Here is a 19,601-nt window from a genome sequence, read left to right as displayed (position 1 = left end):
TGCCGATGCCGTCATTCTTCATCGACCGCCCGGTATTTGCGTGGATCGTCGCGCTCGCGATCGTCGTCGCGGGCGTGCTGGCCATTCCGCAACTGCCGATCGCGCAGTATCCGCGCCTGGCGCCGCCGCGGGTGGTGATCACCGCGTCCTATCCGGGCGCGTCGACCGAGACGGTCGATGCCGACGTCGGCAGCATCATCGAGGAAAGCCTCGACGGCGCGGACGGGCTGCTGTACTACGAGACGAGCAGCGACGGCCACGGCAACCTCGAGATCGACGTGACGTTTTCGCCCGGTACCGATCCGGACATCGCGCTCGTCGACGTCAACAACCGGTTGAAGCAGGTCGAGCCGCGGTTGCCGCAGCAGGTCGTCCAGCAGGGAATCGGCGTGTTCAAGGCGGCGAACACGTTCCTGATGCTCGTCACGCTGACGTCGACCGACGGCATGCGCGATTCCGCGCAACTCGGCGATTACCTGAACCGCTACGTGCTGCGCGAGCTGAAGCGCGCGCCGGGTGTCGGCGCGGCCGAGCTGTGGGATGCCGACGAGGCGCTGCGGGTCTGGCTCGATCCGGTCAAGTTGCGCGAATACGATCTCGGCGCCGACGACGTGATCGCGGCGATCAGCGCGCAGAACGCGACGGTCACGGCCGGCGCGATCGGCGACGCGCCGTTCGTGCGCGGCCAGCAGCTCACCGCGACGATCGTCGTCAAGGGGCAGCTCGCGTCGCCGGAGGAGTTCGGCCGGATCGTGCTGAAGTCGAAGCAGGACGGCTCGGCGGTGCGCGTCGCTGACGTCGCGCGCGTCGAAATCGGCCGCGACGACTATTCGTTCTATTCGCGGCTGAACGGCCGGCCGGCGGCGACCGTCGGCATCCAGCTCGGCCCGCGCGGCAACGCGCTCGAAACGTCGAATGCGATCCGCGCGCGGCTCGCCGAGTTGTCGCGGACGCTGCCGCCGGGCGTCGCGGTCGAGATTCCGTTCGACGGCGCGCACTTCGTCAAGATCGCGATCCACGAAGTCGTGCTGACGCTCGTCGAGGCCGTCGTGCTGGTGTTCGGCGTGATGTGGCTGTTCCTGCGCGACCTGCGCTACACGCTGGTGCCGACCGTCGTGATTCCGGTCACGCTGATGGGCGCGTTCGTCGCGATGTGGGCGTTCGGGCTGTCGATCAACGTGTTCACGATGTTCGGCCTCGTGCTGGCGATCGGCATCCTGGTCGACGATGCGATCGTCGTCGTCGAGAGCGTGCACCGCGTGATGGAGGAGGGCGTGTCGCCGCGCGATGCCACGCGCCGGGCCATGAAGCGGATCGGCGGGGCGATCGTCGGCGTGACCGCGGTGCTGACCGCCGTATTCGTGCCGATGGCGTTTTTCCCGGGCAGCGTCGGCGGCATCTACCGGCAATTCGCGGTGGCGATGATCGCGTCGATGCTGGTGTCGTCGTTCATGGCGCTGTCGCTCACGCCTGCGCTGTGCGCGAACCTGCTGAAGCCGGTCGCGCGACACGACGGCGGCACCGGCCGTGCGCGGCGACGTGGCATCGGCGCGCGTCTGGCCGACCGGTTCGGCGCGGCCTTCGCGCGCGCCGAATCCGGCTATCGCCGCGTCGCCGTGTTTGCCGTGCGCCGCACCGGCATGGTCGTGGCGGTCTATGCGGTGCTCGTGATCGGATGCGGGCTGCTGTACTGGATGATGCCGGGCGGCTTTCTGCCCACCGAGGACCAGGGGCAATTGCAAGTGATGATCCAGTTGCCGGCAGGCGCCACGCAGGCGCGCACGCTCGCTGTCGTCGAGCGTGTGGAGGCCATCCTGCACGGGGAGCCGGCAATTGCGAACGTGACGAGCGTGATCGGCTGGAGTTTCGTGGGCAGCGGGCAGAACGTCGGGATGGCGTTCGTGGAGCTGAAGGACTGGGCACAGCGCGACGTCGACGCGATGGCGTTGCGCGACCGGCTCAACGCGCGCTTCGGCGCGATCCTCGACGGCGACGTCGAGGCCGCGCTGCCGCCGTCGGTGCGCGGCATCGGGCATTCTGACGGATTCACGTTCCGGCTCGAGGATCGTGGCGGAGTCGGGCTCGACGCGTTGAAGGCGGCTCGCGAGCAGCTTGCCGAACGCGCGAAGGCGGATCCGTTGCTGTCTGCCGTGCATTTCGAAGACCTGCCGGATGCGCCGCGTATCGAGCTCGATGTCGATCGCGCGAAGGCCTATGCGCTGGGCGTACCGTTCGAGCGGATCGCGGGGCTGCTGGGCGGCACGTTCGGCTCGAACTACATCAACGACTTTCCGGCGTCGGGCCGGATGCGGCGGGTGATCATCGAGGCCGATCCGGTCGCCCGCGCGACCGATACGCAACTGATGGCGCTCACCGTACCGAACCGCACCGGCGACATGGTGCCGCTGTCTGCCATTGCCGCGCCGCACTGGACGATCGGACCGGTGATGCTGAACCGGTACAACGGCTATCCGTCGCTCGACATCAGCGGCCGAGCAGCGACCGGCACGAGTTCGGGCGCGGCGATGGCGGAGATGGAGCGGCTTGCTGCCGTGCTGCCGGCCGGGATCGGCTTCGACTGGGTCGATGCGGCGCGCGAGGAGCAGGTCGCCGCGCGGCAGACGCCGCTGCTCGTCGGGCTGTCGGTGCTCGCGGTCTTCATGGCGCTGGCCGCGCTGTACGAAAGCTGGACGATTCCGCTGTCGGTGCTGACGATCGTGCCGCTCGGCATGATCGGCGCGATCGCGGCGGCGCTCGCGCGCGGCATGCCGAACGACGTGTACTTCAAGGTCGGGATGATCACCGTGGTCGGGCTGGCGGCGAAGAACGCGATCCTGATCGTGCAGTACGCGCGCGACCTGGCCGGTCGCGGCGTGCCGTTGCGGCAGGCGGTGGTCGACGCGGCCGCCGCGCGATTCCGGCCGATCGTGATGACGTCGATGGCGTTCCTGCTCGGGGTCGTGCCGCTCGTGCTGGCGACGGGCGCGGGCGCGGAAAGCCGGCGCTCGATCGGCACTGGCGCGTTCGGAGGCGTGCTGGCGGCGACGGTGTTCGGGCTCGTGTTTGCGCCGGTGGCGTTTCGGGTCGTGGCATCGGCTGGCCGGCGCGGCCGGCGGGTGGCGGTGACGAGGCGCGACGATCGACAGGCAGAGACAGTAGGGGAGTGACGCACCGCCGCCAGCGGATGGCCGGGCAAGCTTGCCACCTTGATCCAGATCGCGCTGTTTGCCGCCCAGCACGGCATGCACTGGGTCAACCTTGCGCTGCCGCCGGCGAACAACTCCACCACGGGCTCGGATCGGGACTTGAATCGCCTGGGATTCTGGCTCGGTGCGGGAGCGCAATCCAATGTCGATCAGGCGGCCGACGTCGTGCCGCCGGAATCGGATCTGGCCACGGCGCGCCATCTGGGTCAACGCGTGGCCGAGGTTGCGATGCAACTCGTGCGCGGGCGGGCTTGTTAAGGACGGTCGATGGTGAGGCATCGACCGCATGCGGTCCATTCAGGAGATTTCGATGACGTGCGAAAAGTGTCGCAGCTTTGGTGGAACGCGCTCCAACTATGAATATCTGGGTATCAATATTTCCAGGCACGCGGAGTTGTACCAGTGCAAGCATTGTGGGCAGTTTCTGGAGATTGTCGCGGAAGCGCGAGCGCCGTATTTTCTTACGCTTGAGCAGGCCAAGGAACATTTCCCGGATGCTCGCAAAGCGATCGACGAAATCCGCTGATGGCCAGGAAGTCGGTACTGGTTTGGTATCGTGATTGGACGAACATGACTTTGGAAATGGGAGCGAAATTGCTTGGAGGACGGGTCAGTGGGCCGTCTGCGACGCCAAAAACATGATTTGACATAATCATCATTATCGCTTTTTCGCACTGTGGTGGCTAGATTGAAATGTCGCATTTGGCCCTCGGTAAGCTTGCCGGTTCCCCGTCAGATCATGGAGCCGACGATGCACCGAACAGCTCTGGTGACATTGAACATGCGAGAACTCGACCGTCTGAAGGTAATCCAGGCCGTAGTGGATTTGGGCCTGAAGCCTGGCCGCGCGGCCAAATGCCTGGGCCTGGACGGTCCGGCAGATCGAGCGGCTGGTGATTCGATACCGGGAGTCTGGCGCGGTGGGCCTGACCTCGCGCAAGCGTGGCGGTCCTGGCAACCGGCGGCTGGATGCGGAGTTGGCCCAGCGGGCCCTGACGATCATCCGGGATCGCTACGCTGATTTCGGGCCGACACTGGCGTGCGAGAAGCTCCGGGAATGCCACGGCATCCAGCTCGCCAAGGAAACGGTACAGCGGCTGATGACGGAAGCTGGTTTGTGGGTTCCACGCGGGCAACGACCGCCGAAGGTCTATCAGCCACGAGCACGGCGTGCGTGCCTGGGCGAACTGATCCAGATCGACGGCAGCGATCATCGGTGGTTCGAAGAACGGGCGCCGGCCTGCACGCTGCTGGTGTATGTGGACGACGCGACGAGCCGGCTGATGATGCTGCACTTCACGCAGACCGAATCGACCTTCAGCTACTTCGAGGCGACGCGAACGTACATCGAACGGCACGGCAAACCTAGTTCTACAGCGACAAGGCCAGCGTGTTCCGCAACGTGAAGCCAGGCAAGACCGGTAACCGTGTGACGCCATTCGGCCGCGCGATGTACGAACTGAACATCGACATGTTCTGCGCAAACAGCAGTTCAGCCAAGGGGCGTGTGGAGCGCGCACATCTGACGTTGCAGGACCGATTGGTCAAGGAGATGCGATTGCGCGGGATCAGCACGGTGGCCGACGCGAACGCTTACGCGCCCTCCTTCATGGCCGCCTACAACGCGCGTTTCGCGAAGCCGCCGAAGAGTGACTTCAACGCACATCAGGCAAGAAGAAGCAACGCGAGATCACGCAGGCCGACGTCGAGCATGTGATCGTGGATCTGGCGCAACGTAGGCAAACCGCAAAGTCAGCGGACAAACCTGGCCGTCGGTCTGCAAAAGCCGGGGAAACAAACGTAAGCGCCCTGCCCGTTCAGGCGCCGACCTTCGACACTGCGTCGACGATATCGTCCTTGCCTCAAGGTGGAGGCGCAGCGGGCCATCACTGCGGAGGCTGATACAGCCCGCACTGGTGCAGAGTTGCTACGGCGAGTGCTTACCGACCGGTGCTCACCCTTTGTTATCAGGTTCAGTTGAATTTCCGCTGAAAGTCAGCCGATTGAATTTCGAGAATATCTATCTAAGGACAGGCAGCGCCTGCACAATTCGAAAATCAGCCCAGGATGTTCGGGTTCGTTCGCATGATGCGACTACACAAGAGTTCCAGAAAGTGGTCGCACAGTCCGTAGTGTTTTAACGCGCCAGCAGTTTGGATGACATACTCAGAATTCGTTCCAAATAAACCTTTCGCGGACGTGACGATGCGCTCCAAATCATCGATGTTATTTATACTGCAATATCTGTCGCTGTCGAGATTGCTCTGATAACACAGTGCCGACACAACTTCACCAGTGACAAGTTGGATCGGCATATTTTTTCAATGTATACGTCTTTATTTAGCTCGCGTTTCCGAAGCTTTGCGAATTCATCCATCTCCATTTCGGGAACGAAATATGCTACTCCGGCACAAGAGCCTCCTTCGCACAGTCCAAACACCAGTCCGGGGAACTGTTCAGAGCCTCGATAGCTGCGCGATTCGATACAAAGACGCCTGTGATATTCAGTCTGCACTCCAACTCGATTGATTTCGGCAGTAATGTAGTCCAGGTCACCATATCCCCCGCCGATAACGCCTAGCCCTCGGGCTTTCGTAACTGCAGCAGCCAGTGCTCCTCCCGATACTCCACCCATCGGAGCCAATATGATTGGATTCTCGATTTGAAAAAATCTGTAAGCCTGGTTTTGAGTCGCCTTATAATATCAAGGGCGGATGTAAGAAAAATCGTCAATCGGCCGACGTCTGATTTATTTCAGCAGATTTCTGTAGACCGGTGTCTGGATGACCAGCGCTTCAGAAACAAAATCAACAAATGCTCGCACCTTGGGACTCACTGCACGGCGACGAGGGAAAATTGCGTAAACCGACATCGGATCAGCCCGCAATTCCGGCAAAACGTGAATGAGCGGATTGTCGTGAGGCGTTTGCTCCGCGAAGAGGGATGGTAGCCAGCCAATCCCTGCGCCCTCGCGCACAGCATGCAGAATCGCAATCATGTCATTGACGATCAATCTCGGTTTGATTGCGGCCGGCTGCGTTCCTGTGAAATTAACCCACGGCGACGTGCCGTTCGCCCAATGCTTGTCGACGACGTCGTGCCTGATCAGGTCGGTAAACGTCTGGGGAGCTCCGTTTCGAGCGATGTACGCGGAGCTCGCATAGAGATGCAAATTGATTTCGGCCACTCGTCTTGCGGCAAAACTCGAATCAGCGAGCGTTCCCGCAGTGATCTGAACATCCCAGTCTTGAGTGGAGAGATTCGCAAAATCCTTCAACTCTAGAACCACATCTATCTTCGGGAAATGCGCGAGAAATGAAGGAAGAAGCGGGATGAGCAGCGAATGGCCCAGCCAGTACGTCGCTTGCACGGTAAGCACCCCACGCACGGTCTCCGTGGTCGTGGCCACGACGTCGGTTGCCTCGTCGATCTCGACCAGTATTCGCAATGCCCGGTCGGCAAATAGTACGCCGGCTTCGGTTAGCACCACCCGTCTGCCATTGCGCGCAAGCAACGGCGTGCCCAGGCTGCTCTCCAGCCGGGCTACATCGCGACTGACCGTTGACTTTGGTTTGCCAAGTCTTTGTGCCGCAACCGTGATGCTGGCCACTCTCGCGACTTCCGCGAACACCCGCAACTGGTTGAGATCGTCAATAAATGATTGTTCGCCCATGTGAACTATATGTTCCATTTGCCGGGGTTGTCTACGGGAGTAGACTAGCATAAAACTATATCCGCTTTACTTTTATAGATATGACGTTTTGTCATATAGCCGGATATATCTCTGGCGGCGATGGACCTTACAGCGGAGAAAACATGAGGGAAGCGGGAATATCAGTAGAAGACGAGGCTTCTAGCGAGGGAATAAAATCCGGGGGCGGCGTCAACTGGCCTTTAATGGCCCTGGCTCTCGCAACCTTCGGTATCGGAACGACCGAATTCGGACCGATGGGTTTTCTGCCGTCTATCGCGGAAGATCTGAGGATATCGATCCCGAAAGCGGGGCAGATCGTCAGTATGTACGCCATTGGGGTCATGGTGACCGGCCCGATAATGACACTGGCACTGACGCGCCTGAGAATGCGCACGGCCTTGATGATTGCGATGGCTATTTTTACCGTCGGCAATCTACTTTCGGCATTGGCACCAAATTATACGACGCTGCTGATCGCCCGGTTGCTGACAAGTTTCAATCACGGTGCCTTCATCGGCCTTGCTTCAATCATGGCGGCAAGCCTGGTACCCCGGGAGCGCAAAGCTCGTGCCATTGCCACGATGTTCATGGGCATCACGATTGCGAATATCGGTGGCGTACCTGCCGCAACTTGGATTGGCCAATACATCAATTGGCGCTGGGCGTTTGCCGGAACAAGTGGCTTGGGGATTCTCGCCATTGCCGCGTTGTGGCTGGTGCTGCCCATGGGTTCCCCCGGGAAAACGCCCAACGTAAAACAGGAGTTACGCGTACTGGCTCGACCGTCGGTACTGATTGCGATCGCAACATCCGCGACCGGCTCTGCTGCGATGTTTACGCTCTATACCTATATCGCCCCGATACTGATCAATATAACGGGTGCGTCAAAATACTTCATCACCATCGCTCTCGTTCTGACCGGCGTGGGATTTACCATCGGAAACGGAGTCGGGGGCTGGCTGGCCGACTGGTCCATCGATAAAGCGACTCGCATCATACTCGGAGCACTGATTATCATCATGCTCGCAATGCCGATCGCACTTCCCAGCCACATTTTCACTGCACTCGCCTTGCTGGCATGGGGAGTCGCGAGCTTCGCCATTGTCCCGCCCATGCAAACCCGGGTCATGCAGTCGGCGGCTGAGGCGCCTGGGTTGGCGGCGTCGATCAATGCGGGCGCATTTAACTTCGGGAATGCAATGGGGGCAGTGATCGGTGGTTGCGTCATTAGCCTGAATCTCGGTTATAGCGCAGTGCCCATCGCCGGTGGACTCATTGCCCTGAGCAGCTTAATGCTCGCCATGTTTGGCCGCGAGCACGCAAGTTAGTAAAAATCGGCCTGCCGGGTGCCATCAAACCCGGCAGCCCCGGCAGCCCGCCGAGTTACACGTGACATGTATTCCAAATCAGTCGTTCCATAACCCGCATCGACCGGAACCTGACGAACAGGTTTCTGACTGTCGAGTGATACGATACCCACCGAATGACCCCGTTCGGTTACCTGTTTGACTGCCTCGATCTTGAACTCATCCGTGTACCGCTTGCCGCTCATACTGACCTCCTCGGTTGCCATAAATTATGGCTCGAAGATGTCTACGAAAGGCTGGCCGGTCCAGCGCAAGGGCAAGCCTGAGACATTTCTCGGACCTCGAGTCCGTTAGTTAGATTAGGACCCTTGCGGCGAAATCCATCGGGGCCGGCAGGCACGACCTGCAATCGAGTCCGGATATAAGTCCGCAACCACCCTCCTCGCCACGATCAAAAATCACCTTGCAAATGGGAGGCGACCAAATAAGAAATGTCCGCTTTCGGGCCGCGTAAACTGACCGGCCGCCGGCTTCCCGGCGCCGGAGGCTGCGATGGCTGCAACGGAACGGATCACGATCACGCAACGCCAGCTTGACCGCTTCGTCGCGAAGCTCCTTCGTATAGGCTGCTCTTGGAATTCGATTCATCTATGCCTCCGTTTCTCGATTTTACGAAACGTTGGCTTCCATTTTTTTCGGCCGGCCTCATTCGGCAAAGCGAACCGGAGCGTGGACGACGATGCGGCGGCAGGCACCGGCGCGGTCGCGCCGGCGACCAGCAGCGTCATGTTCGCCGCCGCTTCAAGTGCGGCCAGAGCTTTGCGAGGATGCCTTGCAACGCATCGCGGTCATGCTCGTCGAGACATTCGACCAGCGACGCGCACATCGTCCAGAACGCCGGCAGCACCCGGGCCAGCATGTCGCGTCCCTCGTCGGTCAGCGTCAGCGAAATGCTTCGTCGATCGTCCTGATTGCGGTCGATTCCCCTCCCCCAGCCTTCGCTCAGACACGTTTTGGAATCGGCCAGTTTTGAAATTAAATAAGACTATTGTGATAAGAAAAGTTATCCAAATGGTGTCGCCATGATCGAAACCAGACCATTCGAAAACGCCGGTCCGGCAACTCCACCGGACCGGAAAAAGCGTGAAATGACCGCGGCATGGCGCGCGTGGTCGCAACCCGGGTGAATGTCAGCGCCGCGTGGCGAAGACGTTGATGCCGGTCAGTTCGGCGGACAGCGCCCAAAGGCGTTCGGCCTCTCCGGGATCGATCGCGTGCGGTCGCACCCCAGCTTCCTCGTCGCTCGTGGTCACGATCGCGATGTCGCAATCCTCGCAGTAGACCCCGCCGAGATGCGCCAGGCGTGACGACGTCGCCGCCCACACCTGGGTCGCGGCACCTTGTGCGGTTGTCTTGAAGGTCGGATCGATGGGCGCCCCGTGCTCGTCCACCCAGCCTTGCGCCATCATTTCCGCGTGGGTCAGATGCCGCTGCAGCGGCGTGGCGATCTTGCCCGGATGCAACGAATAGGCCCTGACGCCGCTGCGCGCGCCGAGCGCATCGAGCTGCACCGCAAACAGCGCGTTTGCGGTCTTGGACTGTCCGTATGCCAGCCATTTGTCGTAGCCGTGCGCAAACTGGACGTCGTCCCAGCGGATCGGCGACAGCCGATGCCCCAGCGACGACACCGCGACGATGCGTGCGCCGTGGCCATGCGCGAGCACGGGCCACAGTCGGTTGACGAGCGCGTAATGGCCGAGGTGGTTGACCGCGAACTGCGCTTCCCAGCCATCGCCGACGCGCGTCTCGGGGCACGCCATGATGCCCGCGCTGTTGATCACGATGTGCACGTCGCGTCGTGCGTCGACGAAGCGCGCGGCGAATGCGGCTACGCTGCCCAGATCGGCGAGGTCGAGCGCGGTAATCTCGACGCCGCTCAGGCCGTGTGTCGCGGCGCGCGCGGCCTCGGGATCCCGTGCGCCGACGACGACGTTCGCACCCGCCAGTGCGAGTGCGCGCGACGTTTCGAGGCCCAGGCCCGAATGGCCGCCCGTCACGATCACGGTCTTGCCGCCCAGATCGAGGCCGGCCAGCACGTCGCTGGCAGTCGATGCGGAACTGAAACCGGAATGCACGGGTATCTGATGACTCGTCATGGAAGACTCCTGAAGTGATGCATGACGCTCGCGGCCGTGCGTCGGCCGCGTCGATGCATGGCATTCATTGTCGGGTGACGTTCCTGGACTGTGAATGCAATAAAATCCGGTTTTTCGTCGAGATCGTCCGAGGGATGCATGGATCCGCTATCGGAGGTGCTGTCGCTGCTGGAAACGCGCGACTCCTATTTCACGGGCCTGCGCGCCGGTGGAGACTGGGCGATCGCCCTTCCCCCGCCCGACGGGATCAAGTTCAATGCGATCGTCGAAGGTTCGTGCTGGCTGACGGTCGATGGTGCCGGTCCGCCCGTCCGGCTGCGCGCGGGCGATTGCTTTCTGCTCACCGCGCCTCGCGCGTTTTGGCTGGCGAGCGATCCGGCCGTCGCGCCGGTCGCCGCGGCGGAGGTGTACGTGAATACCGAGAGCGGCATCGCGCACTACGGCGAGCCGACGAATTGTTTCCTGATCGGCGGCCGCTTCTCGTACGAGGACGGTGCGCAGCTGTTGCTCGGCGGCCTGCCTCCGGTGGTTGTCGTGAACGGAGAGTCGGAGCAGGCGGCGGTGATGCGCTGGGCGTTGCAGCAGCTCGCACACGAATTCGGCGCGTCGTCGCCGGGGGCGTCGCTCATGGTCAGGCAGCTCGGGCACATGATGCTGGTGCATATCCTTCGGCTCTACGTGACCGAGGGCGCGCCCGACAACACCGGATGGCTCGCCGCATTCGGGGATGCGCGGGTCACGGCGGCGCTCAGCGCGATTCACGCGGCCCCGGCACGACGCTGGACCGTCGAGGATCTTGCCGCGTGCTGTCATGTATCGCGTTCGACGTTCGCGCTGCATTTCAAGCGGCGGATGGGATTCGGGCCGCTCGAGTACGTGCTGCGCTGGCGGGTGCAGCTCGCGATGCGCGAACTGCGGCGCTCGAACGTGTCCGTGTCGGCGATTGCGCAGCAGCTCGGTTACGACTCGGATAGCGCGTTCGGACACGCGTTCAAGCGCATCGTGGGTTGCTCGCCGCGCACCTATCGCGGTCTCGGCAGCGCCCCGGCCGGCTGAAGCCCGCCTCCAACCCGGGGCAGGCGACGACAGCCGGCTCGCGAATCTATCGCCGTTCGCGCTGCACCCCGATCACCACGCTATTTCCGTCGGACACCGTTACTGCCCGCGCTCCCGGCCGGTGACGCGGTTCACGCATGTGCCGCGCGCCGGCAGCCTCCCTCCTCCCCATTTGTTCCCCCGACGCAAGACTGTTGCTCCACGGTGGGTGTTCGAAATCGTGACCGGCGCGCCTACAGTTGGCCCATCGGATTCAACGATCCGGTCGGCACTGAAGCCGAGAACCATTCACCTATCGAGGCATATCATGAGCGCATCCAAAGTCATCATCGTCACCGGCGCATCGCAAGGCATCGGCGCGGAAACGGTCAACGCATTCCGGGCCCGCGGCCATCGCGTCGTCGCAACGTCACGTTCGATCGGGCCGTCGAACGATCCCGATCTCGTCACCGTCGCGGGCGACATCGGCGATCCGGCCGTCGTACGGCGCGTGGTCGACGCCGCCATCGAACGTTTCGGCCGCGTCGACACGCTCGTCAACAACGCCGGCGTGTTCATCGCGAAGCCGTTCACGCAATACACCGCGGACGACTATGCGCAGATCACGAGCGTCAACCTCAGCGGTTTCTTCCACGTCACGCAGCATGCGATCGCCGCGATGCAGAAGCACGGCAGCGGCCACGTGGTCAGCATCACGACGAGCCTGATCGATCACGCGAACAGCAACGTGCCGTCGGTGCTCGCGTCGCTGACGAAAGGTGGATTGAATGCGGCGACGAAGTCGCTCGCGATCGAGTATGCGAAGGCCGGCATTCGCGTGAATGCGGTGTCGCCCGGCATCATCAAGTCGCCGATGCATGCGCCCGAATCGCATGCGACGCTCGCGTCGCTGCATCCGGTCGGCCGCATGGGCGAAATGAGCGACATCGTCGACGCGATCTTCTATCTCGACTCGGCGCCGTTCGTCACGGGCGAGATCCTGCATGTCGACGGCGGCCAGAGCGCCGGGCATTGACGCGTGGCGTCGAAATCGCGAGCCGGCGCGCCTATCGCGATGCGCCGGCCCGTTTGGCGCGTGTCGCGGCCACCGGCCTGGCGGGCGCGTGCGCCAGATGCTCGACGAGAAAATCGACGAATACACGCACGCGCGACGACAGAAAGCGCGCATGCGGATACAGCAGCATGAACGGCCGCGACCGGCCGCCTAGGCCGGGCAGCACTTCCACAAGCGTGCCGGCGCGCAGATCCTGCTCGACGATGAAGCGATAGGTCTGGAACAAGCCCGCACCGTTGCGCGCGAGCGTCACACCGGCAATGTAGTCCCCCGACGTACTGTAGCTGCCGGTCGTGGCGACATCGATTCCCTCCGATCCATCGTTGAACAGCCACGGAATCGGCCGCCCGCTGCTCGGCAGCTCGAACTGGATGCATTCGTGCGCATGCAGGTCGTCGATGGCGGTCGGCATGCCTGCGCGCTTCAGGTAGCCGGGCGTCGCGACGACCACGAGCTCGGCGTCCTCCAGCTTGCGTGCGACCAGGTTCGAATCGGCGGGCGCGCTGCCGCGGATCGCGAGATCGTAGCCTTCCTCGGCGAAGTCGATGTTGCGGTTGCTCAGGTGGGTTTCGACGCGCACGTCCGGGTACCGCTCGCGAAACGCCGGCAGCAGCGGCAGCACGCGATAGTGTCCGTACGGCGTCGGCATGCTGATCCGCAGCAAGCCGGCGGGCGTGGCCTGCTGGCCGGTCGCCTCGCGTTCCGCGTCGACGAGTTGCGACAGCGCGTCGCGGCATTGCTCGAAATAGCGGCGGCCGGAATCGGTCAGGCGGATCTGGCGTGTCGTACGCACGAACAGCCGCACGCCGAGACGCTCCTCGAGCCGCGCGACCGACCGGCTGACCGCGGCCGGCGTGACGCTCGCCGCGTTGGCCGCCAGCGTGAAGCTGCCGAGTTCGGCGGCGAGACAGAACAGCTCGATGCTGCCGAGCAGCAGATCGTCGAATTGTCGTTGCATGGGGCGATTCCTGTCGTCTCCGGCGTGTGGCGCGCGATGACGCCGAGTGTGCATGAATCTCGCGCGGGAAACCAGCAGGCGCGCATCGCGCGATTCGTTACACCGCGTCGTGAATCAATTGCGCCGCCGACATTTACCGGTTTCGGCCGCATGACTACAGTGGTTCACAGGCAGCACCGATCGCCCGAACCCTTATCCCGCAAGGAGCACGACATGACCGTCGAACAGAAGCTGGCCGACCTCGGCCTCGCGTTACCCGAACCGCCGAACCCGCTCGGCAGCTATACGGCCGTCAGCGAAGCCGGCAACCTGCTGTTCATCTCGGGACAACTACCGCTCGTCAACGGCAGGATCGCCTATACCGGCCGCGTCGGCGAGCAGTTGAGCGCCGACGAAGGCAAGCATGCCGCCCGGCTCGCGGCGCTGAACGTGCTCGCGCAGATCCGCCGGCACCTGGGCGGGTTCGAACGCCTGCGCAAGATCGTGCGCGTCGAGGGGCACGTGAGTTCGGCCGACGGTTTTTTCGGGCAGCCGGCCGTGATCGACGGCGCGTCGGACCTGTTCGCCGCCGTGCTGGGCGGCAAGGCGGGCCATGCGCGCTCGGCGTTCTCCCAGCGTCAGTTGCCGGCCGATGCGGCCGTGATCCTCGTCGTGATCGCCGAGATCGACCCGGCCTGACGCTTCGGCCGCCCTGCGGGGCGGCCAGTCATTTCCGGAGGGTGTTTTCGCCCGCCCTGCCCGGATGCGTTGCTTGTGCCGATCCTTCGAATATCAGGGATCGATCGCCGGAATCCTTGTCTGGCAAAGCTGCACACGTTCCAGATACATTGAAATACAAAATATCGTATGCGATCTAATCGAACGCGCTTGACATGAGTGATCGCCGCGACGAAACTCCATCGCATGCGATCTAATCGCATCGGAAACAAGCCAGTCAACTGACGGAGCAAATGATGAGCAAGATCGAAACAGTGCTGTACACGGGCAAGACGCATACGACTTCGGGCGGCCGCGACGGCGCGGCGCGCAGTTCCGACGGCCGCCTCGACATCCAGTTGTCGTCGCCGGGCAGCGCCGGCACCGGCACCAATCCGGAGCAACTGTTCGCGGCCGGCTGGTCGGCCTGCTTCATCGGCGCGATGCAGCTTGCGGCGCGTGCCGCGAAGGTGACGCTGCCGGCCGATCTCGCGGTCGACGCGGAAGTGGATCTCGGCACCGCCGGCAACGCGTACTTCCTGCAGGCCCGGCTGAACGTGAGCGTGCCGGGGCTCGATCGCGACGTCGCGCAGCACATCGTCGATGCCGCGCATCAGACCTGCCCGTATTCGAAGGCGACGCGCGGCAACATCGACGTCGACATCCGTATCGCTTGAACGATGCATCGGGCGGCCGAGCGCCGCCTGCCGAATGCCCGATTTCCTTTCTTTCTTTTCGAGGTGAATGATGAATACCCGACTGATCGCCGCCCTGCTCGTCGCTGCTTCGGCCTCTGTTGCCGCACCGGCGTTCTCCAGCGAAGCCACCGTGACGCGTGCGCAGGTGCGCGCCGAGCTTACGCAACTGCAACAGGCCGGCTACCCGTTGAATCGCGCGACCGACGCAACCTATCCGGACGATCTTCAGGCTGCACTCACGCAGATCCATGCGGCCGATGCGGTCGCCCGCACCGAGCAGGCTTCCGGCTACGGCAGCAACGGCGATGCGGCGACGCAATCGGGCCGCCGGCATGCGGTCAGCGTAGCCGATCGCTCGGTGTATTTCGGTCATTGAGCGCGGCGCATCGTCGATACGCGAACCCTGATTCCTTTCTATCCCCGTCCTGTCGAGGTAAATGATGAAAACCCAATTGATCGCCGCCCTTTTCGTGGCCGTTTCCGCATCCGCTGCCGCACCGGCGTTCGCCGATGTAGCCGTCGTATCCCGCGCGCAGGTGCGTGCCGAGCTCGTCCAGCTCGAACAGGCCGGCTATCGGCCGGGTCGCGCGAACGATCCGCACTATCCGGACGACCTGCAGGCCGCCCTGACGCGCATTCATACGAACGACACCGCAGTGGCCGATGCAGCGACGTCCAGCTATGGCAGCGATGCGGTCGCCGCGACGCAGTCGGGCAGCCGGCCCGCCACGCGGATCGTCGAGCGCTCGATCTACTTCGGCCATTGAGCATGGCGTGGCGGAATCGTCGAGCCCATCCGGGCAGCTCGGTACGACGTGCGAGAAACGGGGCGCGCGAGCACGACGCGCGCCTCGTCGGTCTTCCGCAAGAAACAGCGTTGCAGGTCGACCTGCGCCCCGCGCGTGCGTCGGCTCGGGATTCGATGGCGCGCGGCGCCGATGTGGTTGCCGACTCCAGCAACCAGCCAGTGTGGAAGAAGCGACCGCAGCGGTGGCAGGCCGAACAGCCCCCCTGCCCGAGCGCGTTCACGATGATGGACGTCCCTCCGTCGATGGCCCGGCGCCGCTCGAGTCGAGTGATGGCGCATGGGGAAATTGGGCGATGTCGAGGCCGTGCAAAGTGGTTGCTTGCGCAACCGCATCCAGCTGCGGCCGAGCACCTGGCCACGGATGCCGGACCTTGTCGATCCGGCGTTCGAAGCGATACACGATGGCGGGCGGAAAGTTCATCCACGCGACGCCGATCCTGACGGCGCGAATGCGCATGGCCTCCAGGTAGCGCGCCGGGATCGGGCAGCGCGGCACATACGTGAACTGGTAGAACGCGCCATCGGCGGCCAGGTGACGCGCGAACGCGCAGTGAACGATCGCCACGGCCTGTTCGACCGGCATCGCGACGAGCGGCAACCCGCTCACGATCGCATCCGCGCGCGCCCCGCCGAAAAAGTCGCCCGTCATGCCGAGTTGCGCGGCATCCATCTGCATGATCCGCAACGCGGGAAACTGCTGTCGCAGCGCGTTCGCGAAAGCGGGATCGGCTTCCACCAGCACCAGCCTGTCGCTCGCGACACCACGTGCGAGCAGCGCGCGCGTGAACACGCCGGTGCCCGCACCGAGTTCGATCACGGTGGCGCCGTCGCGCGGGATATCGGCGGTGATCAGCGCGGCGAGCGCCGGGCCGGACGGCGCGAGCGCGCCGACCCGGCGCGGATTGCGCAACCAGGTACGCAGGAACAGCATCCATTCAGGGATTCGCATCGACAGGCTCCAGGCGGGTTCGATCGGGTAACGACATGTCCGGCTAGGCGGCCGCTTGCGCGGCCAGGTAGCCCGCCGTGATGAACAGCGTGTTCCATAGCGCGATGCCGGCTGCGGCGCCCGACGCGAATCGCGCGAAGCTCGTTTCCAGCAAGCCGGCGAGCGCCGGGGCGACGAGCCGGACGAACGGCACCAGTTGCGACCAGAGTGCGAGCCGCGTGGGCCGCGTGCGGATTCCGTCGATCAGCGCGTCCATTCTTGCGGGCTGCAGCCTGCCCAGCGGTGCGACGCGGCGCAGCAACGTCAGCACGCTGTCTTCCGGCCACAGGTTGCCGAGCGCGTAATGCAACAGGCAGCCCGCGAAGCTGCCGAGCGCCGTGACGACGATCGCTTCCGGCAGGGTCCATGCGCCTTGCGCGCTGGCGACGCCGATCATCGTCAGGAGCATGTGGGACGGCAGCACGGGGATCAGCCGTTCGATCAGCGACAGGCCGACGAGGCAGGCGATGCCGTTGGCGCTGGCCAGGCTGAGTGCGAGGCCGAACGGGACGAGCGTGGCGAGCTGGTTCATCGCGCGGCTCCCGCGCGGCGGGCGCACAACGTGCACAACGTGCACAACGTGCACAACGTGCACAACGCGCGCGACCTTCCATGCCAGAATGGCCCGCACCGGAGCGGTGCGAAGCTGGTGCTTCGGGCCGCATTGCATTGCAGCAACGAAATTGAAGGGCGTGACACGGTCATCGCGAGCCTCTCGAAAAAACGCCAGATGCATTGCACCGGCAATGCGGCGAATGGCACGCATCGTGGCCCCCAGGCTTTAAGAAGTTTTTAATCGCGGTCGGTCAGGCTGGCGACCTCGACATTCGAGGAGCGAAACCGATGCATATCCTGCTGGTGGAAGACGATGTCATGCTGGCCGACGCCGTTTGCGCGGGCCTTCGGCAGAACGGCTGGCGCGCGGACTGGTCGGCCGACGTGCCGGCCGCGCGGCTCGCGCTCGTCGGCCATGACTACGACGCGGTGCTGCTCGACCTGCAGCTGCCGGGCGCGTCCGGATTCACGCTGCTTGCTGCGATGCGCGCGAACTACGACCCGACGCCGGTATTGATCGTGACCGCGCGCGATCAGTTGAGCGATCGGATCCGCGGCCTCGACGCCGGTGCCGACGACTATCTCGTGAAGCCGTTCCAGCTCGACGAGCTCTATGCGCGGCTGCGCGCGCTGACGCGCCGCAGCCAGGGCCGCGTATCGGAGCGTCTGATCTACCGCGACGTACACGTCGATCCGGCGCGCCAGGCAGTCACGCGGGCCGGCGAACCCGTTGCGCTCAGCATTCACGAATACCGCACGCTGCTCGCGCTGATGGAGCGGCAAGGCCGCGTCGTCACGCGAGCGCAGCTCGAAGAGCGCGTGTACGGCAACGACAGCGAGATCGAAAGCAACACGATCGCGGTGTACATCCATCAACTTCGGCGCAAGCTCGGCGACGAACTGATCGTGACGGTGCACGGCTTCGGCTATCGCGTCGGGGAGAGCCCCGCATGAAGTCGCTACGCGTGCGCCTGCTCGCGACCGTGATGGCGGCGGTCGTCGTGTTCTGGGCGAGCTGGGGGGCGTTTCTCGGCATCGGCCTGTGGCGTGAACAGCGCGGCTGGCGCGACAGCATGCTCGAGAGCGCCGCGCAACTATTGCTCCTGTCGTTGCCGGATGCGATCGATCGCCTGCCTGCGGCGAACGCCCAGGCGGTCGTACCGAACACCGCGTATGGCAAATACGACGTCGCGTTCCAGGTCTGGGTCGACGGTCGCAACGTGATGCACAGCGCGGATGCGCCGGGGCCGGCACTCAAGGCCGACCTGCGGGACGGATACGGGGTGAGCGCCGGGCGTGGCGCCGCGCACGACGAGACCTGGCGGGTCTACTCGCTGTCGGATCCGGCGGGCCGGATTCACGTTCAGACGGGCGGCCCGGCCACGACCTGGCAGGAGAAGGCGAACAACGCGCTGCAACTCGGCCTGTTCAATACGGCGGTGATGCTCGGGATGCTGGGCGTCGTGATCTGGTGGGTGATTCGCTGGTCGTTCGGGCCGGTGCGCGAGGTCCAGCAGGCGATCCAGCGGAAGGCCGCGTTCGATTTCTCGCCGTTGCCGCTGGTGACGCTGCCGCGCGAACTGCGGCCGCTCGTCGAGTCGTTCAATCGCCTGCTCGCGCGGCTGAGTCAGGCCGTCGATACCGAGCGCCGTTTCATCGGCGATGCGGCGCACGAGTTGCGCACGCCGCTCGCGGCGTTGTCGGCCCAGGCGGAAGTGGCGTTGCAGGCGAACAGTCTGGCGGACAAGAACGAAGCACTGCGTCGGCTGGCAACAGGCGTCGAGCGCAGCGCGCGGCTATCCGGGCAACTGCTGGAACTGGCGCGGCTGGATGCCGGTTCGCGCGCCGAACAGCATGGGCCGGTGGAACTGTCGCGGCTCGTTGCGCTGATCGCGAGCGACTTCGACGCGGCCGCGCATGCGCGCGGACAGACGGTGCGGATCGCGGTCGACCCGGTGCGCGTCTGGGGCGATCTTGACGAGATCGCGATTGCGGTGCGCAACCTGCTCGACAACGCGCTGCGTTACGGCCGTGACGGCGGGCGGGTCGAGATCACGTGCGCCATCCCTGCCGATGCGGATGGCGCGCGGGTCAAGCTGCGTATCGCGGACGACGGGCCCGGCGTGCCGGTCGGCGAGCGCACACGGATCTTCGAACGCTTTTACCGCGTACCGGGTACGGTGCAGCCGGGCAGCGGTATCGGCCTGTCGCTCGTCGCGCGCATCGCCGAGTCGCACGGCGGGTCGGTCGAGGTGACGGCCGGTATCGGCGGGAACGGGCTGGCGGTGATCCTGTCGTTCCCGATCTGGCTGGATCCGGAACGTTGGCAGCGCTAGTGCGGCGTGCCGTGCCGGCGACGCGGTCGATAACGTTACGCCGCGCCCTGCCCTGCCCGGCCCGGCCGATCACGGTCTATGCTGTGCCA

20 protein-coding genes and 3 pseudogenes are annotated in these 19,601 nt (G+C 64.0%); 13 read left to right on the top strand and 10 right to left on the bottom strand.

Annotated elements, in window-relative coordinates; genetic code table 11:
- Positions 1-5: 5 nt before the first annotated feature.
- The 4 genes and pseudogenes from QZM67_RS15760 to QZM67_RS15745 all read left to right on the top strand — a co-directional run.
- On the top strand, positions 6-3,167 hold the full coding sequence (locus QZM67_RS15760) for a multidrug efflux RND transporter permease subunit (protein WP_301804647.1): 3,162 nt from the start codon (positions 6-8) through the stop codon (positions 3,165-3,167).
- Between the two features lie 24 nt (positions 3,168-3,191).
- Positions 3,192-3,464, top strand: a pseudogene (locus QZM67_RS15755) (NADPH-dependent FMN reductase); the annotation flags it as partial.
- A 52-nt stretch (positions 3,465-3,516) separates the two neighbouring features.
- Positions 3,517-3,732 (top strand): hypothetical protein, encoded by a 216-nt coding sequence (locus QZM67_RS15750; protein ID WP_301804645.1) that lies wholly within the window; start codon positions 3,517-3,519, stop codon positions 3,730-3,732.
- A gap of 225 nt (positions 3,733-3,957) precedes the next feature.
- A pseudogene (locus QZM67_RS15745) lies at positions 3,958-4,878 on the top strand (ISNCY family transposase); the annotation flags it as partial.
- 385 nt (positions 4,879-5,263) lie between these two features.
- On the opposite strand, the gene QZM67_RS15740 reads toward QZM67_RS15745, so the two are convergent.
- The 3 genes from QZM67_RS15740 to QZM67_RS15730 all read right to left on the bottom strand — a co-directional run bounded on the left by QZM67_RS15740 (position 5,264) and on the right by QZM67_RS15730 (position 6,879).
- A complete protein-coding gene (locus QZM67_RS15740; RefSeq protein WP_301804643.1) occupies positions 5,264-5,521 on the bottom strand; it encodes a gamma-glutamylcyclotransferase in 258 nt (85 codons plus the stop codon).
- The gene (locus tag QZM67_RS15735) at positions 5,437-5,868 is read right to left on the bottom strand and encodes a gamma-glutamylcyclotransferase (RefSeq protein ID WP_301804835.1); all 432 of its coding nucleotides are present in this window, start codon (positions 5,866-5,868) and stop codon (positions 5,437-5,439) included. Before QZM67_RS15735 ends, QZM67_RS15740 begins: the two co-directional genes overlap by 85 nt.
- Positions 5,869-5,955: 87 nt before the next feature.
- Positions 5,956-6,879: a LysR family transcriptional regulator gene (locus QZM67_RS15730; protein ID WP_301804640.1), complete on the bottom strand. Its 924-nt coding sequence runs from the start codon at positions 6,877-6,879 to the stop codon at positions 5,956-5,958.
- Between the two features lie 224 nt (positions 6,880-7,103).
- Between QZM67_RS15730 and QZM67_RS15725 the strand changes: the two genes are divergently transcribed.
- Positions 7,104-8,228, top strand: coding sequence for an MFS transporter (locus QZM67_RS15725; RefSeq protein ID WP_301804833.1), 1,125 nt, complete (start codon positions 7,104-7,106; stop codon positions 8,226-8,228).
- Between the two features lie 149 nt (positions 8,229-8,377).
- Here the strand turns inward: QZM67_RS15725 and QZM67_RS15720 are convergent.
- The 4 genes and pseudogenes from QZM67_RS15720 to QZM67_RS15705 form a co-directional block, all read right to left on the bottom strand.
- Positions 8,378-8,452 (bottom strand): annotated as a pseudogene (locus tag QZM67_RS15720) (transposase); the annotation flags it as partial.
- A gap of 399 nt (positions 8,453-8,851) precedes the next feature.
- Positions 8,852-8,995: a hypothetical protein gene (locus tag QZM67_RS15715; protein ID WP_301804634.1), complete on the bottom strand. Its 144-nt coding sequence runs from the start codon at positions 8,993-8,995 to the stop codon at positions 8,852-8,854.
- Positions 8,992-9,126: a hypothetical protein gene (locus QZM67_RS15710; RefSeq protein ID WP_301804631.1), complete on the bottom strand. Its 135-nt coding sequence runs from the start codon at positions 9,124-9,126 to the stop codon at positions 8,992-8,994. Before QZM67_RS15710 ends, QZM67_RS15715 begins: the two co-directional genes overlap by 4 nt.
- Before the next feature lie 271 nt (positions 9,127-9,397).
- Positions 9,398-10,363: an SDR family NAD(P)-dependent oxidoreductase gene (locus QZM67_RS15705; RefSeq protein ID WP_301804628.1), complete on the bottom strand. Its 966-nt coding sequence runs from the start codon at positions 10,361-10,363 to the stop codon at positions 9,398-9,400.
- 138 nt (positions 10,364-10,501) lie between these two features.
- Here QZM67_RS15705 and QZM67_RS15700 point away from each other — a divergent pair, with 138 nt between their 5' ends.
- Both QZM67_RS15700 and QZM67_RS15695 read left to right on the top strand, forming a co-directional pair.
- A complete protein-coding gene (locus QZM67_RS15700) occupies positions 10,502-11,419 on the top strand; it encodes an AraC family transcriptional regulator (RefSeq protein ID WP_301804626.1) in 918 nt (305 codons plus the stop codon).
- A 307-nt stretch (positions 11,420-11,726) separates the two neighbouring features.
- On the top strand, positions 11,727-12,434 hold the full coding sequence (locus QZM67_RS15695) for an SDR family NAD(P)-dependent oxidoreductase (protein WP_301804623.1): 708 nt from the start codon (positions 11,727-11,729) through the stop codon (positions 12,432-12,434).
- A 31-nt stretch (positions 12,435-12,465) separates the two neighbouring features.
- Here the strand turns inward: QZM67_RS15695 and QZM67_RS15690 are convergent, their stop codons facing one another.
- A complete protein-coding gene (locus QZM67_RS15690; RefSeq protein WP_301804620.1) occupies positions 12,466-13,431 on the bottom strand; it encodes a LysR family transcriptional regulator in 966 nt (321 codons plus the stop codon).
- Positions 13,432-13,644: 213 nt separating this feature from the next.
- Between QZM67_RS15690 and QZM67_RS15685 the strand changes: the two genes are divergently transcribed.
- The 4 genes from QZM67_RS15685 (at position 13,645) to QZM67_RS15670 (ending at position 15,592) form a co-directional block, all read left to right on the top strand.
- The gene (locus tag QZM67_RS15685; protein WP_301804617.1) at positions 13,645-14,109 is read left to right on the top strand and encodes a RidA family protein; all 465 of its coding nucleotides are present in this window, start codon (positions 13,645-13,647) and stop codon (positions 14,107-14,109) included.
- Between the two features lie 275 nt (positions 14,110-14,384).
- Positions 14,385-14,804: an organic hydroperoxide resistance protein gene (locus QZM67_RS15680; protein WP_175021009.1), complete on the top strand. Its 420-nt coding sequence runs from the start codon at positions 14,385-14,387 to the stop codon at positions 14,802-14,804.
- Positions 14,805-14,874: 70 nt separating this feature from the next.
- A complete protein-coding gene (locus tag QZM67_RS15675; protein ID WP_301804612.1) occupies positions 14,875-15,201 on the top strand; it encodes a DUF4148 domain-containing protein in 327 nt (108 codons plus the stop codon).
- A gap of 61 nt (positions 15,202-15,262) precedes the next feature.
- Positions 15,263-15,592, top strand: a complete 330-nt coding sequence (locus QZM67_RS15670; protein ID WP_301804609.1) for a DUF4148 domain-containing protein — start codon at positions 15,263-15,265, stop codon at positions 15,590-15,592.
- A 258-nt stretch (positions 15,593-15,850) separates the two neighbouring features.
- Here the strand turns inward: QZM67_RS15670 and QZM67_RS15665 are convergent, their stop codons facing one another.
- On the bottom strand, positions 15,851-16,582 hold the full coding sequence (locus QZM67_RS15665; RefSeq protein ID WP_301804606.1) for a class I SAM-dependent methyltransferase: 732 nt from the start codon (positions 16,580-16,582) through the stop codon (positions 15,851-15,853).
- Between the two features lie 43 nt (positions 16,583-16,625).
- Positions 16,626-17,153, bottom strand: coding sequence for a DedA family protein (locus QZM67_RS15660; protein WP_175021005.1), 528 nt, complete (start codon positions 17,151-17,153; stop codon positions 16,626-16,628).
- Positions 17,154-17,464: 311 nt separating this feature from the next.
- On the opposite strand from QZM67_RS15660, the gene QZM67_RS15655 reads away from it, so the two are divergent.
- Together QZM67_RS15655 and QZM67_RS15650 are read left to right on the top strand one after the other, a co-directional pair.
- On the top strand, positions 17,465-18,130 hold the full coding sequence (locus tag QZM67_RS15655; RefSeq protein ID WP_301804603.1) for a response regulator transcription factor: 666 nt from the start codon (positions 17,465-17,467) through the stop codon (positions 18,128-18,130).
- Positions 18,127-19,512, top strand: a complete 1,386-nt coding sequence (locus QZM67_RS15650; RefSeq protein WP_301804601.1) for an ATP-binding protein — start codon at positions 18,127-18,129, stop codon at positions 19,510-19,512. The genes QZM67_RS15655 and QZM67_RS15650 overlap by 4 nt, the downstream gene beginning before the upstream one ends.
- Positions 19,513-19,601 lie beyond the last annotated feature (89 nt).

The sequence above is a fragment of the Burkholderia sp. AU45251 genome (assembly GCF_030482905.1).
GTDB lineage: Bacteria > Pseudomonadota > Gammaproteobacteria > Burkholderiales > Burkholderiaceae > Burkholderia > Burkholderia aenigmatica.
This window is presented reverse-complemented; position numbering and strand designations above follow the sequence as displayed.

Excerpts from the sequence above, each read along its gene's own strand:
- QZM67_RS15710 (WP_301804631.1), bottom strand. The coding sequence starts at position 9,126 with ATGCTGGCCCGGGTGCTGCCGGCGTTCTGGACGATGTGCGCGTCGCTG.
- QZM67_RS15695 (WP_301804623.1), top strand. The coding sequence starts at position 11,727 with ATGAGCGCATCCAAAGTCATCATCGTCACCGGCGCATCGCAAGGCATC.
- QZM67_RS15725 (WP_301804833.1), top strand. The coding sequence starts at position 7,104 with ATGGCCCTGGCTCTCGCAACCTTCGGTATCGGAACGACCGAATTCGGA.
- QZM67_RS15650 (WP_301804601.1), top strand. The coding sequence starts at position 18,127 with ATGAAGTCGCTACGCGTGCGCCTGCTCGCGACCGTGATGGCGGCGGTC.
- QZM67_RS15690 (WP_301804620.1), bottom strand. The coding sequence starts at position 13,431 with ATGCAACGACAATTCGACGATCTGCTGCTCGGCAGCATCGAGCTGTTC.
- QZM67_RS15715 (WP_301804634.1), bottom strand. The coding sequence starts at position 8,995 with ATGACGCTGCTGGTCGCCGGCGCGACCGCGCCGGTGCCTGCCGCCGCA.
- QZM67_RS15760 (WP_301804647.1), top strand. The coding sequence starts at position 6 with ATGCCGTCATTCTTCATCGACCGCCCGGTATTTGCGTGGATCGTCGCG.
- QZM67_RS15740 (WP_301804643.1), bottom strand. The coding sequence starts at position 5,521 with ATGCCGATCCAACTTGTCACTGGTGAAGTTGTGTCGGCACTGTGTTAT.
- QZM67_RS15700 (WP_301804626.1), top strand. The coding sequence starts at position 10,502 with ATGGATCCGCTATCGGAGGTGCTGTCGCTGCTGGAAACGCGCGACTCC.
- QZM67_RS15655 (WP_301804603.1), top strand. The coding sequence starts at position 17,465 with ATGCATATCCTGCTGGTGGAAGACGATGTCATGCTGGCCGACGCCGTT.
- QZM67_RS15730 (WP_301804640.1), bottom strand. The coding sequence starts at position 6,879 with ATGGGCGAACAATCATTTATTGACGATCTCAACCAGTTGCGGGTGTTC.
- QZM67_RS15660 (WP_175021005.1), bottom strand. The coding sequence starts at position 17,153 with ATGAACCAGCTCGCCACGCTCGTCCCGTTCGGCCTCGCACTCAGCCTG.
- QZM67_RS15665 (WP_301804606.1), bottom strand. The coding sequence starts at position 16,582 with ATGCGAATCCCTGAATGGATGCTGTTCCTGCGTACCTGGTTGCGCAAT.
- QZM67_RS15670 (WP_301804609.1), top strand. The coding sequence starts at position 15,263 with ATGATGAAAACCCAATTGATCGCCGCCCTTTTCGTGGCCGTTTCCGCA.
- QZM67_RS15750 (WP_301804645.1), top strand. The coding sequence starts at position 3,517 with ATGACGTGCGAAAAGTGTCGCAGCTTTGGTGGAACGCGCTCCAACTAT.
- QZM67_RS15680 (WP_175021009.1), top strand. The coding sequence starts at position 14,385 with ATGAGCAAGATCGAAACAGTGCTGTACACGGGCAAGACGCATACGACT.
- QZM67_RS15705 (WP_301804628.1), bottom strand. The coding sequence starts at position 10,363 with ATGACGAGTCATCAGATACCCGTGCATTCCGGTTTCAGTTCCGCATCG.
- QZM67_RS15685 (WP_301804617.1), top strand. The coding sequence starts at position 13,645 with ATGACCGTCGAACAGAAGCTGGCCGACCTCGGCCTCGCGTTACCCGAA.
- QZM67_RS15675 (WP_301804612.1), top strand. The coding sequence starts at position 14,875 with ATGAATACCCGACTGATCGCCGCCCTGCTCGTCGCTGCTTCGGCCTCT.